Source organism: Kitasatospora sp. NPDC001175, from assembly GCF_053598215.1.
In genome coordinates, this window is record NZ_JBSFJU010000016.1 from 45734 (window position 1) to 58689 (window position 12956).

Sequence of the window (12956 nt, forward strand, 5' to 3'; positions counted from 1 at the left end):
CTCGTACGCATGGCCAACACCAGTTCACCTGAGGCGCCCATCCCGGTCGGCAAGGTCTCCGCGCTGATCGGGGGCTGGATCGACCGGCTCGGCGAGGTGTGGGTCGAGGGGCAGATCACCCAGCTCAGCCGGCGCCCGGGGGCCGGTGTGGTGTTCCTGACCCTGCGTGACCCTGAGCGGGACGTCTCGCTGACCGTGACGTGCTTCCGGGCGGTGTTCGACCGGGTGGCCGAGGACGTCCAGGAGGGCTCGCGGATCATCCTGCTCGCCAAGCCCGAGTGGTACCTGGCGCGCGGCACGCTCTCGCTGCGGGCCTCCGAGATCCGACTGGTGGGGCTGGGCGAGCTGCTCGCCAGGCTGGAGCACCTGAAGCGGCGGCTGGCGGCCGAGGGGCTGTTCGCGGCGGAGCGGAAGCGGCCGCTGCCCTTCCTGCCGCACTGCATCGGCCTGGTGACCGGGCGCGGTTCGGCCGCCGAGCGGGACGTCCTGGAGAACGCGCGGCGCCGCTGGCCCGCCGTCCGCTTCGAGGTGCGCAACGTACCGGTGCAGGGGGTCAGCGCGGTGGCCCAGGTGTCGGCCGCGGTACGGGAGTTGGACGCGCACCCCGAGGTCGACGTGATCATCGTGGCCCGGGGCGGCGGCAGCGTCGAGGATCTACTGCCGTTCTCCGACGAGGAGTTGGTGCGGACGGTGGCCGCCGCCCGCACGCCGGTGGTCAGCGCGATCGGGCACGAACCGGACCAGCCGCTGCTCGACTGGGTCGCCGATCTGCGGGCCTCGACTCCGACGGACGCCGCCAAGCGGGTCGTGCCGGATGTCGGGGAGGAGCTGACCAAGGTGCACCAGCTGCGGGACCGGGCGCGTCGGCAGGTCTTCGGGCGGGTCGAACGGGAGCTGGCCGGGCTTGCGAGCGTGCGGAGCCGTCCGGTGCTCGCCGCTCCGCACCGGCTGGTGGACGGGCCGGCCGACGAGGTGGCCGCACTGGTCGAGCGGGCCCGGCGCTGCCTCGGCCACCGGCTGGACGCCGCGGAGTCGGACCTGGGGCACACCCTGGCGCGGGTTGTGGCGCTCTCGCCGCTGGCCACGCTGGAGCGGGGGTACGCCGTGCTGCAGCGGACGGACGGACACGTGGTGACCGATCCGGCACAGGTCGCGGCCGGCGAACAGCTGCACGCCAAGGTCGCCGAGGGCGCCTTCGACGTGACGGTCGGCGAAGCCAACGTGTAGCGGCGGCGCCTTCGCCGGCTTCCTGCGCCTCCACCGGTTTCCCACGCCCGGACCCGACGGCCCGCCCTGCTGTCAGGGGTGGCACCTAGGCTGGGCGGCATGGCAGATCAGCAGGTGACAGGCCCGGGGAACGACGACGACGCCCTGGGTTATGAGCAGGCCAGGGACGCGCTGCTGGAGGTGGTCCGACAGCTGGAGGCGGGCGGTGTCCCGCTGGAGGAGTCATTGGCGCTGTGGGAGCGCGGCGAGCAGCTGGCGAAGGTCTGCCAGCGCTGGCTGGACGGTGCGCGGGCGCGGCTGGACGCGACCCTGGCGGCCGAGCAGGAGGGAGCCGACAGCGCGGACGCCTAGGACCGACCGGTGACAGGGCCGGGAACGTGAGCCGCGTCACGGCCTTCTTGCGGAATAGTTTAAGTTTCACCTACTGTTGGACCAGCCGAGCGGCGACGGTGCCGCCCCGACGCTTTCGTCTCCAGCAAAAGGTGTAGAAGCATGACTATCGCAGCCAACGACGCCCTGGTGCTCGACGCCGCCGCCCAGGACCTGCTCTTCCGCGAGGCCCGCACCGCGAACTCGTTCACCGACGAGCCGGTCACCGACGAGCAGGTCCAGGCGATCTACGATCTGATCAAGTACGGCCCGACGGCGTTCAACCAGCAGCCGCTGCGCATCGTCCTGGTCCGCACCCCCGAGGGCCGTGAGCGCCTGGTGCAGCACATGGCCGAGGGCAACCAGGCGAAGACCTCGGCCGCCCCGCTGGTCGCGATCCTGGCCCAGGACAACGAGTTCCACGAGGAACTGCCGACCGTCTTCCCGCACTTCCCGCAGGCCAAGGACGTCTTCTTCGCGGAGCGCTCGACCCGCGAGTCCTCCGCCGCCCTGAACGGCGCCCTGCAGGCCGCGTACTTCATCATCGGCGTCCGCGCCGCCGGTCTGGCCGCCGGCCCGATGACCGGCTTCGACGCCGCGGCCATCAACAAGGAGTTCTTCCCCGAGGGCGACCACTCGGTGCTTGCCGTGGTCAACATCGGCATGCCGGGTGAGGACGCCTGGTTCCCGCGCAGCCCGCGGCTTGAGTACGACCAGGTCGTCACCACGGTCTGACCCCAGGTCCGCCGCAACACGAACGGCCCCCGGCTCCGAGAGCCGGGGGCCGTTTCGCCGTACGGGTCACTTCAGCGACTGGGCGAGCTCGGAGAGCTCCTGGTACGAGGCGCTGCCGGTGACCACTGTGGTGGCGCTGCCGGTCTGGACGGTCAGGCCGCGGTACTGGCTGCCCTGGTAGCGCTCCCACGGCTTGCCGCCGACCGTGGCGCTGCCGTCCGGCTTGGCGCCGGCCACGACGTTCTCGATGACCTGGTCCCGGGCGCCGTTGCTCTGCTCGATGGCCGCGTAGTCACCGGACGGGGTGACGAAGCCCAGGTGCCAGGTGGCGTTGCCCTTGGCGTCCTGGCCGTACTCCACCGAGGTGGCCCGCCACTTGTCGGAGAGGCCCTCGGGCCCCAGCAGCGGGTAGGGAGCGGCGCGCTTCGCCGAGGCGAGCGAGGAGCGGTAGTCCACGACGTGTACGCCGTCGCCACCGCCGTGCGGGAGGAACAGGTATCCCACCGCGACCACGACACCGATAGCCGCCATCGACAGGACCATGTCCCGTACCGTCTGCCGGCCCTTCATGCTGCTGTTGCCTGCCACCCCCTCATGGTGAACCATCGGGACCCCGCACCCTGCACCCGGGGTCCGCGTCGGAGGCGGAAACGGCTCAAAACCGCCCAGAATCGCAGGTAGCGACGGTGGGCGCCACAGACAGTCATCTCGTAGCCAGATACGATCGCAGCACCCTCATCACGGCGTTCGACCAGGCAGTAGTCGGGCGCTCGCTGGCCGTCGCGTACAGAGAGGTAACGACGATGACCACCCACCCGCACAACCTCCCTCGATCCCTCGAGGTCGCCCCGGAGGCTCCGGACCGGAACCTCGCCCTCGAACTCGTCCGGGTCACCGAGGCCGCCGCCATGGCGGCCGGCCGCTGGGTCGGGCGAGGCGACAAGAACGGCGCCGACGGCGCGGCCGTGAAGGCCATGCGCACCCTCGTCTCCACCGTCTCGATGAACGGCGTGGTCGTCATCGGCGAGGGCGAGAAGGACGAGGCCCCGATGCTCTACAACGGCGAGCGGGTCGGCGACGGCACCGGCGCCGAGTGCGATGTCGCCGTGGACCCGGTGGACGGCACCACGCTGACCGCCAAGGGCATGAACAACGCAGTCGCGGTGCTGGCCGTGGCCGACCGCGGCACCATGTTCGACCCCAGCGCGGTCTTCTACATGGACAAGCTGGTGGCCGGCCCCGAGGCCGCCGACTTCGTCGACATCACCGCCCCGCCGGCCGTCAACATCCGCCGGGTGGCCAAGGCCAAGGGCAGCGCGGTCGAGGACGTCACCGTGGTCCTGCTGGACCGCCCGCGCCACGACGGCCTGGTCCGGGAGATCCGCGAGGCGGGCGCCCGGATCAAGTTCATCTCGGACGGCGACGTGGCCGGCGCCATCATGGCCGCCCGCGAGGGCACCGGCATCGACCTGCTGATGGGCGTCGGCGGCACCCCCGAGGGCATCATCGCGGCCTGCGCGATGAAGTGCATGGGCGGCGTCATCCAGGGCCGGCTGTGGCCGAAGGACGAGGCCGAGCGGCAGAAGGCGCTGGACGCGGGCCACGACCTGGACCGCGTGCTCAGCACCGACGACCTGGTCAGCGGCGAGAACGTGTTCTTCGTCGCCACCGGCATCACCGACGGCGAGCTGCTGCGCGGCGTCCACTACCGCCAGGAGACCGCCACCACCAGCTCGCTGGTGATGCGCTCCAAGAGCGGCACGATCCGCCAGATCGACTCGGTGCACAAGCTCTCGAAGCTGCGGGCCTACAGCGCGATCGACTTCGACCGCGCCAACTGACGGCGGCGCCGACCGACGACGACCGGCACGCCGCTGGGCGGCCCCCGGCAGCGGACCGCAGAACGACCGGTGGGCCTCGGGAGAGTCTCCCCGAGGCCCACCGGCCGTTTCACCCCGCTATCCGCCGCTGCTCGCCCACCCGCCGGGCCTCCCGCAACTCGCCGTCGCGGCGCCGCCGCCGGGCCAGCACCACGCGCCGCTCGGCCGCGGTCAGCCCACCCCACACCCCGTACGGCTCCGGCTGGACCAGCGCGTGTTCCCGGCACTCCAGCAGCACCGGGCAGCGGGCGCAGACCTGCTTGGCCTGCTCCTCCCGGGAGAGCCGGGCCGCGGTGGGCTCCTTCGAAGGCGCGAAGAACAGTCCGGCCTCGTCGCGGCGGCAGGCCGCTCCGGTGTGCCAGGGACTGTCCTCGGGGCGGTCGAGCTGCTGCGTCCCGGCGCCAAGCAGGCCGGTGGGACTGCGTCGCCCCGCCATCAACACGGTGGTACGGACGCTGGACTCGATCGGATGCAGCACGGCTTACTCCTACGACGTTTCGAGACTCGGGGGAAGGCTCGCGTCACTGCCCGGCTGCCCCGTGCTCACCCCGTCGGGCCTCGGCCGCTTCGGCGTCTGCCGTCTCCGGGGTCACAGCCGTACAAGAAACGATGTGCGGGAGGAACTACCCAGCGGTATCCCGGTTCATGCACAACGCACCCGACCGACTACGGACTGCACTCATCCCAACGGTGAGTGCCGGAAGCCCTGTTGACGGTTCACCCCGGTCCGCCCCCAGGCCGCGAAACGGCGGCACCGGCCTGGACGTAGGCAACTGTCCTGGCCGGTGCGGTGGTTGAGGATCCGGATGCCGGGCAACGGTCCAACTGCCCGGCCGGACAGGTGTTCTGCTCTTCCGCGAGGGGGCGGTCAGCGGTCGAGCTGCCTGCGCGCCCACTCGCGCAACTTCTTGCCCCGGCGCGGCCTTGCCTCACAGCCGCCGAACACCGCCGCGCCCTTCACCCGGACCACCGGCGCGTAGGGATCGGCCGCCGTCTGCTCGCGGACCGAGAAACCGCCGAAGATGCCGACGCCACCGCCGTGCAGGCTCACGTTCTCCGGCACCCGGATCTCCACCCCACCGAAGATCGCGGTCACCTCGATGACCACCTCCGGCGACTCGAACACCGCGTCCGTGAGGTCGATCTCCACCCCACCGAACACCGCCACCGCGCGCAGGTACGGTCCGACCCGCCAGCGCCCCTTGCGCTCCGCGCCGCCGAAGACCGCCACCATGGTCGGCGCCTCCTGGCGGGCCGGCGGCCTGGACGCCGGTGCGGGCTCCGGCTCCGGCTGCCGCAGCGGGGGCTTCTCCATCGAGATCGGCCGGTGCGCGGGCAGGTCCCGGGTCAGCGGTACGAGATCGCCGAGCGTCCTGGCCCCGTACGCCGCCTCGATGCGGTCGGCGTGCTCCTCCATCGTGAGCCGTCCCTCCGCGTACGCGTCGCGCAGCAGTTCGGCGACCCGCTCGCGGTCGGCGTCCGAGGCCCGCATCTCGGCCTCGGGGACGGCCGCGGTGTCGATGAGGGCCGGAGCCGGCTTCGGGGCGGGCGCCCGCTCGGGTGCGGGCGATCGTTCGGGCTTGGTCATGGAGACGGGCGGCAGCCCCGGGTCCTGCTGCGGCGACGGCTTGTCCTGCGGCCCGTTCTGCGACTTGTCCTGCGGCGACGACGAGTTGTCCACGGGCCAAGACTAGCCATCACGGCCCCGGCCGAACGGCAGTTCAGCCCAGTCCGCCGCGATCCGCGTGACCCCCGTCACGCAGGCCCACCTGCCCGCACCGGTACCCGGTCCGCCGCCTACCCTTGGGGGTGCTTCGTCGTCGCAGCCGAATCAGTTAAGGACCTCCCCCATGGCTCCCACGCCAGAGTTCGAATACTCCGACCTCCTGCCGCTCGGTGCGGACACCACCCCCTACCGCAAGCTGACCTCCGATGGCGTCAGCACCTTCGAGGCCGGGGGCCGAACCTTCCTGCAGGTCGAGCCGGAGGCCCTGCGGCTGCTCACCGCCGAGGCGATGCACGACATCTCGCACTACCTGCGCCCGGCCCACCTCGCCCAGCTGCGCCGCATCCTGGACGACCCCGAGGCCAGCCCCAACGACCGCTTCGTCGCGCTGGACCTGCTGAAGAACGTCAACATCTCGGCCGGCGGCATCCTGCCGATGTGCCAGGACACCGGTACCGCGATCGTCATGGGCAAGCGCGGCCAGAACGTGCTGACCGCGGGCTCGGACGAGTCCGCCATCGCGCGCGGTGTGTACGACGCGTACACCAAGCTGAACCTGCGCTACTCGCAGATGGCCCCGGTCACCATGTGGGACGAGAGGAACACCGGCAACAACCTGCCGGCCCAGATCGAGCTGTACGCCACCGACGGCGACGCGTACAAGTTCCTCTTCATGGCCAAGGGCGGCGGCAGCGCCAACAAGTCGTACCTGTACCAGGAGACCAAGGCGATCCTCAACGAGTCGTCGATGCTCTCCTTCCTGGAGCAGAAGATCCGCTCGCTGGGCACGGCCGCGTGCCCCCCGTACCACCTGGCGATCGTGGTCGGCGGCACCAGCGCCGAGTTCGCGCTGAAGACCGCCAAGTACGCCTCGGCGCACTACCTGGACAACCTGCCGACCGGTGGGGACGCGAAGACCGGTCACGGCTTCCGCGACCTGGAGCTGGAGCAGAAGGTCTTCGAGCTGACCCAGAAGATCGGTATCGGTGCGCAGTTCGGCGGCAAGTACTTCTGCCACGACGTCCGGGTGATCCGCCTGCCCAGGCACGGCGCCTCGCTGCCCGTCGCGATGGCCGTCTCCTGCTCGGCCGACCGCCAGGCGCTGGGCAAGATCACCGCCGAGGGCGTCTTCCTGGAGCAGCTGGAGACCGACCCGGCCAAGTACCTGCCGGACACCACCGACGAGCACCTGGACGACGAGGTCGTGCGGGTGGACCTGAACCGGCCGATGTCCGAGATCCGGTCGCAGCTGTCCAAGTACCCCGTCAAGACCCGGCTTTCGCTCAGCGGCACCCTGGTCGTGGCCCGCGACATCGCGCACGCCAAGATCAAGGAGCGCCTGGACCGAGGCGAGGGCATGCCGCAGTACATGCAGGACCACCCGGTCTACTACGCCGGCCCCGCCAAGACCCCCGAGGGCTACGCCTCCGGCTCCTTCGGCCCGACCACGGCCGGCCGGATGGACTCCTACGTCGACCAGTTCCAGGCGGCCGGCGGCTCGATGGTCATGCTCGCCAAGGGCAACCGCTCGAAGCAGGTCACCCAGGCCTGCGCCAAGCACGGCGGCTTCTACCTCGGCTCGATCGGCGGACCCGCGGCCCGCCTCGCCCAGGACTGCATCAAGAAGGTCGAGGTCCTGGAGTACCCCGAGCTCGGCATGGAGGCCGTCTGGCGCATCGAGGTCGAGGACTTCCCGGCCTTCATCGTCGTCGACGACAAGGGCAACGACTTCTTCGCCGAGGTGACGGACGGTCCGCTGATCACCAACCTGCGGGTCCGCTCGGCGCAGTAGCGGTGTAGCGGCTTTTGAGCCGCCCTGCCTGCGGCCGTTCGCGGCGCGGGCGGGGCGGCTCTGCCGGTCGGGCGGCACCTGTCCGGCCGCACACAAATGCCCTGCGCCACCACGAAGGGCGGAGCAGGGCACAAGGACCTTTCTCGTTACGGGTGGTTGATGACCGTACCGAGCGGCTCGAAACCACCGTCCTTCTTGGGCCGCGGCGCATCCGCTCCGGGAGTGGCCTGGGCCTCGTTCTCGTCGGCAAGGCCGCCGAGGACGTCGAGAATCGGCTGGGCATCGGCGGCCGGGAGCGTGTGCTCAACGGGCGCGGGCTGCTGGGGCACGACCGGGCTCTCACCCGGAGCAGCGGTGGTGGTGTTGGTGTCGGCCATGGATCAAAGCCGCCTTTCGGGTCATCAGGTCTCTTCGGCCCGACCGGAGAGTCAAGGCGCGAGCCAAGTATCGTAGTGTTCGTTAAATGTCTTATAAACACCCCGAGGCGTGTCTTCTTCTCCAACGTTTGCCCGCTTCCTCATAAGCTGGCGCCTCACGCGAGACCGTGGAGCGTGATGCTCGGGAAGCACATCAATGCCATCGGGGGATCTCATGGAGCTTCAGGGGAAGCCGCACGCGCTGTGCTTCCAGGTGCTCGGTCCCGTCCAAGCATGGCTCGGGGACCAGCCTCTCTCCCTCGGGTCACCGCAACAACAAGCCGTCCTGGTCGCCCTTCTGCTCAATCACGGACGGCCCGTGACGACTCAGGACCTGGTAGACGGCCTCTGGGGTGACCGTCCTCCGCCGCAGGCAGTGGCCGCGCTGCGCACGTATGTATCACGCCTGCGAACAGTGATCGAGCCCCATCGTGAAGTGCGTGCCCCTGCCGAGCTGCTGGTCTCGGTGAGTGACGGCTATGCGCTGCGCATCCCCCCCGAGGCCCTCGATCTGGCGGCATTCGAAAGCGAATTCGCGGCGGCGGCCACCGCGAAGGCCGAAGGCGACTTCCGTGAGTCACATCGCCTTCTCGCCTCCGCCCTGTCGTTGTGGAGTGGCCGTCCGCTAGCCGGAATCCCCGGGCCGTACGCCGAAACACAGCGGATGCGCCTGGCAGAACGTCAGATCACCGCAGCTGAGGAGCGTTGTGCGGCAGCGCTGGAGATCGGGCTCCACTCGGAGACGGTTGCCGAACTGAGTTCGCTCGCCGCCGAGCACCCATTGCGCGAACGACTCCGTGAGCTCCTGATGTTGGCGCTGTACCGATGTGGCCGCCAAGCGGAGGCGCTCGGCGTCTACACGGATACGCGCAAGCTGTTGATCGAGGAACTGGGCGTCGAACCAGGAGCCGGACTCGGGTCGGTACACGCCAGAATCCTGGCTGGCGACCCCAGTCTCATGCCCACGCCCTTGTCCTTTGTCCGGGCGAGCACCGCTGACGAGGCAGCAACGTTCGTCCCGCCTGCGCAACTGCCCGCCGATGTGTCCGACTTCAGCGGCCGTGCGGAACTGGTCGATGAACTCCAGAACGTCCTGGGCAGCGGTTCCGGACAGGCCGTGGTTGTCACGTCGCTGGCAGGGATCGGCGGAGTCGGCAAGACCACGCTGGCCGTCCACGTAGCCCATCGGCTTCGTTCCGAGTTTCCGGACGGTCAGTTGTACACCGACCTGCGCGGTGCGGGTGCCTCCCCTGCCGATCCCGCGGTGGTCCTCGGCGACTTCCTCTATGCGTTGGGGGCTTCGGAGACCCCGGACACACTCGAGCAGCGCGCGGCGCTGTATCGATCACTGCTTGCCGACCGCCGAATGCTCATCCTGCTCGACAACGCCAAAGATGCCCAACAACTACAGCCGCTGATCCCGGGGGTGTCCAGTAGTGCGGTCCTGGTGACCAGCAGGTCCCGCCTGGCCGAATTGCCCGGTGCCCACCTGGTGGATGTCGAGGAGCTGACTCCGAAGGAGGCGCTGGCCCTGTTCTCGGCCATTGTCGGCGAACAGCGTGTAATGGCCGAGCCCGAAGCCTCCCTGGCGGTCGTCAGGGCCTGTGGCTTCCTGCCGCTGGCAGTCCGAATCGCCGCTGCCCGGCTGGCCAGCAGACCGCGATGGAGCGTCTCCGATCTGGCCCGTCGGTTAGCGGACCAGCGGAGGCGGCTGAGCGAGCTCCAGCTCGGGAACCTGGCCGTGGAGACCACCATCGGTCTGGGCTACGGGCAGCTGAAGTCGGACGAGGCTCGAGCCTTCCGTCTGCTCTCCCTTGTCGATTCACCTGATCTTCCGCTCGCAGCGGCCGCATTCCTGCTCGGTACGAGCGAGGAAGAGGCGGAAGCCCTGGCAGAGGCGCTGGTCGAGGCGAACATGCTGGAGTGCTTCACACCCGGCCGGTACCGGTATCACGACCTGCTCCGGCTCTTCGCCCAGCGGCAGAACGAGAAGATCGAGGACACCTCCGACCAACGTGCCGCCCTGCTGCGGCTGCTGGACGCGCTCCTTGCCACCATGCGGAATGCGGCGCAGGCGATCGAGCCTGACGACATACTGACCGAGTCGCTCCACCAGACGGTCTCATCCGGACTGTCCCTCGCGGACAGCGACGACGCGCGCAGCTGGCTCCGGTCGGAACTCGCCCTGGTGCTGAGCAGTGTCGAAGCGGCGGTTCTGGAGCCCCTGGAACTGCTGCGGCCTGCCGTCGACATACTCATCGTGCTGAACGGCCTGGTCGAGGACCCGACCCACGGACAGCGCATCCGGCTGGCGCTGGACACGGCTGAGGCCAGCGCACGGTCCCAGCCGGACGCCCCCGTCCTCGCGCGAATCCAGCTTGCGCTCGGGTTCCTTCAGCATGTCGCCGGTGAGTACCACGACGCGGAGATCTCCTTCCGGCGCAGCCTGGAGTTCCAGGGTGACGACGACGAGACCCAGCTGCGCATCAATGCCGCCAACCTGCTCGGCGTCGTCCTGAACCTTGCCGACAAGCCGGCCGAGGCCCTCCCGTTCTTCCAGGAGGCCGGGCTGATCAGCCGCAGCCTCGGCGCCAGGATCAGCGAAGCCCGGCTGCTGGGCAACGTAGCGCGGGCGCACATCGGGCTCGGTCAGCACGACGAAGCCGTCAGCTCCGCGCAGGCCGCCGTGGAGGCGGCGCGCTCGTCGGGGAACACGCCGTGCCTGGCGGACACGCTGTACCAGCTCGGCGTGGTGCTGCGGTCCACCGGGTCGCCCGGGGAGGCCGCGGCGCAGTTGCGGGAGGCGCACCGGCTGTACCAGTCCGATCAGCGGCGGATCTGGGAAGGCTACTCGCTGGCGAGGCTGGCGCCCTGCCTGCTGGCGGACGGTCAGCCTCCGGAAGCCGCCGAGGCGGCGGAGGAGGCGCTGGCGATCGCGCAGGAGCTGGATGCCGCCTACTGCCAGGGCCTGGCGAACGCGGCATTGGGTGAGGCGCTCCTGGAGTTGGGACAGCCCGCACGTGGGTTGGCCTGTCTCCAGGAGGCGCACTCGATCTTCACGCGGCTCGGTGTGCCCGAGGCCCTCCCCCTACGGGACCTCATCGAGCAGCAGCACACCGAGCCCTCCGCTCCCCCTGCGCCGTGATCTCCGTCCCCCGACAGGAGATCCCCCGTGCGTCAGTTCCCCCGTGCCGTCGGCGTTCCCGCAGCCCCCCGGCTGCGGGAACGCCCTGACGCTTCCCCGGCGCTGAAAGAACTCTGACAGACGCCGATTGACGTTCAATAAACGCCGTCGCCAATCGCGTTTCCGCAGTTCAGAGGCGCGGCGCTCGATGAACTGTGCGGCGCGGGGCAGCTGCCCGCACCACCCCCTCCTGCCCCGATGTGCTCCGACGATCCCGGCCAAATTCGTCCCAACGAAGACGAGTTGGCCGGAAAGGGATCCCATCGCCGAGTGATCACGCCTATTCTCAAAGGCCAGTGCAGTGTGCCCGAAGCACTGCCGGGAGGAAAACGGACCGAGCGGGGGCCCGAGCGGGGAAGCCCGGCGCGCCGGCGGGCACGACAGCGAGTAGCGGGACACGGAAACCAGCAGGGCAACAGGCAGCACAGTGACGCGGGAGCGTGGCGGACCGCAGCAGGTGGCGAGGCCGGGGGCCGAGGGCGGCCGCCGGTCCCGCGGCCGTGCTGCGGCCAGGGTGGAAAGGTGCCTCGAAATCGTGACGACCGGACAGATATCCGATCCCGCCCAGAGCCGCGGGCCCGCCTCCGCCGACCAGCAGACCGACCATACGGCCGCCCGGCAGACAGACCACGCGGCCGCCCGGAACTCCGGCCGCACGACCGACCGGCAGACCGGTCGGCCAACCACCCGGCAGACCGGCCCGCACGCGGACGACCGCGCCGGCCGCAACGCCGATCAACGGGAGAGCCGGCGCCGCACCGAGCGCGCGCTGCAGGCGGTGGCCTTCGACACCATCGGCGCCCGCTACGGCGAGGTCTTCCCCGCCAAGGCCGGCCAGCTGGAGTGCGGAGACTGGCTGCTGGCCGAACTCGAGCCCGGTGCACCTGTCCTCGACATCGGCTGCGGCACGGGGGATCCGACCATCCGCCAGCTCTCCGAGGGCGGCCTGCGGGTGACCGGGGTCGATCTCTCCGACGGGATGCTCGCCCTGGCCCGCCACACCGTCCCGGCGGCCGCGTACCACCGGATGGACATGTACGACCTGGCCACGCCGCGCGCCGTACACGCCTGGGGCGTACCGGAGTTGGGCCCGGAGGCGGCGGGCAGCCTCGCCGCCGCGGTCGCCTTCTTCTCGCTGATCCTGCTGCCCCAGGACGAGATACCCGTGGTGCTGGCCCGGATCCGCGACCTACTGCGGCCCGGGGGGCTGCTGGCCCTCGGCATGGTGGAGGCCGACCTCGACTACGCACCGCTGCCCTTCCTCGGGCACGAGATCAGGATCAGCGGCTACCTGCGCGAGGAGCTGGAGCAGACCCTGGCCGAGGCCGGCTTCACGGTCGAGGGCCACTCGGGCCACCCGTACGCCCCCGCGAGCACCACCCTGCCGCCGGAGGAGCAGTTGTTCCTGCGGTGTCGGCGGACCGGCTGACGGCCGCGGTGGATCCACCGGCGGGCCGGGCGGCGAGGCACCCGGCCGCGGCCCGGCGCCCGAGGCCCACCGACCGAGGATCCACCGCCCGCGGGGCCCACCGCCCGCGGGACACATCGAGAAACACGAACGATCGGCCACCGGATCGCTGAACTCCCCCAGACTCCTACGACCTACCGGAACGGGCAGCCCGTGCGC

11 protein-coding genes are annotated in these 12956 nt (G+C 70.4%); 7 read left to right on the forward strand and 4 right to left on the reverse strand.

The window, feature by feature from the left end; genetic code table 11:
- The first annotated feature begins 9 nt into the window (after positions 1–9).
- The 3 genes from xseA (at position 10) to ACWDAK_RS14535 (ending at position 2331) form a co-directional block, all read left to right on the forward strand.
- A complete protein-coding gene (gene xseA, locus ACWDAK_RS14525; protein WP_344638667.1) occupies positions 10–1227 on the forward strand; it encodes an exodeoxyribonuclease VII large subunit in 1218 nt (405 codons plus the stop codon).
- A gap of 99 nt (positions 1228–1326) precedes the next feature.
- Entirely contained in the window at positions 1327–1578 is a 252-nt protein-coding gene (locus ACWDAK_RS14530; RefSeq protein WP_344638668.1) for an exodeoxyribonuclease VII small subunit, read from the forward strand.
- Between the two features lie 141 nt (positions 1579–1719).
- On the forward strand, positions 1720–2331 hold the full coding sequence (locus tag ACWDAK_RS14535) for a malonic semialdehyde reductase (RefSeq protein ID WP_344638669.1): 612 nt from the start codon (positions 1720–1722) through the stop codon (positions 2329–2331).
- A 66-nt stretch (positions 2332–2397) separates the two neighbouring features.
- Here the strand turns inward: ACWDAK_RS14535 and ACWDAK_RS14540 are convergent, their stop codons facing one another.
- Entirely contained in the window at positions 2398–2919 is a 522-nt protein-coding gene (locus ACWDAK_RS14540; protein ID WP_344638670.1) for a DUF4245 domain-containing protein, read from the reverse strand.
- A 215-nt stretch (positions 2920–3134) separates the two neighbouring features.
- On the opposite strand from ACWDAK_RS14540, the gene glpX reads away from it, so the two are divergent.
- The gene (gene glpX, locus ACWDAK_RS14545) at positions 3135–4172 is read left to right on the forward strand and encodes a class II fructose-bisphosphatase (RefSeq protein ID WP_344638671.1); all 1038 of its coding nucleotides are present in this window, start codon (positions 3135–3137) and stop codon (positions 4170–4172) included.
- Between the two features lie 109 nt (positions 4173–4281).
- Here glpX and ACWDAK_RS14550 read toward each other — a convergent pair whose 3' ends face one another.
- Together ACWDAK_RS14550 and ACWDAK_RS14555 are read right to left on the reverse strand one after the other, a co-directional pair.
- The gene (locus ACWDAK_RS14550) at positions 4282–4647 is read right to left on the reverse strand and encodes a WhiB family transcriptional regulator (protein ID WP_344638736.1); all 366 of its coding nucleotides are present in this window, start codon (positions 4645–4647) and stop codon (positions 4282–4284) included.
- A 432-nt stretch (positions 4648–5079) separates the two neighbouring features.
- Positions 5080–5799, reverse strand: coding sequence for a DUF1707 SHOCT-like domain-containing protein (locus ACWDAK_RS14555; protein ID WP_425557758.1), 720 nt, complete (start codon positions 5797–5799; stop codon positions 5080–5082).
- A gap of 262 nt (positions 5800–6061) precedes the next feature.
- On the opposite strand from ACWDAK_RS14555, the gene ACWDAK_RS14560 reads away from it, so the two are divergent.
- Positions 6062–7729, forward strand: coding sequence for a fumarate hydratase (locus ACWDAK_RS14560; RefSeq protein ID WP_344638673.1), 1668 nt, complete (start codon positions 6062–6064; stop codon positions 7727–7729).
- A gap of 146 nt (positions 7730–7875) precedes the next feature.
- On the opposite strand, the gene ACWDAK_RS14565 is transcribed toward ACWDAK_RS14560, so the two are convergent.
- On the reverse strand, positions 7876–8106 hold the full coding sequence (locus ACWDAK_RS14565; protein WP_427393570.1) for a hypothetical protein: 231 nt from the start codon (positions 8104–8106) through the stop codon (positions 7876–7878).
- A 214-nt stretch (positions 8107–8320) separates the two neighbouring features.
- Between ACWDAK_RS14565 and ACWDAK_RS14570 the strand changes: the two genes are divergently transcribed.
- Positions 8321–11290 carry an AfsR/SARP family transcriptional regulator gene (locus ACWDAK_RS14570; protein ID WP_449806466.1) on the forward strand — a complete coding sequence of 990 codons (2970 nt, stop codon included), beginning with the start codon at positions 8321–8323 and terminating at the stop codon, positions 11288–11290.
- Positions 11291–11864: 574 nt separating this feature from the next.
- Complete coding sequence (locus ACWDAK_RS14575) at positions 11865–12758, forward strand: class I SAM-dependent methyltransferase (protein WP_344638676.1); 894 nt, start codon at positions 11865–11867, stop codon at positions 12756–12758.
- The last annotated feature ends 198 nt before the right edge of the window (positions 12759–12956 follow it).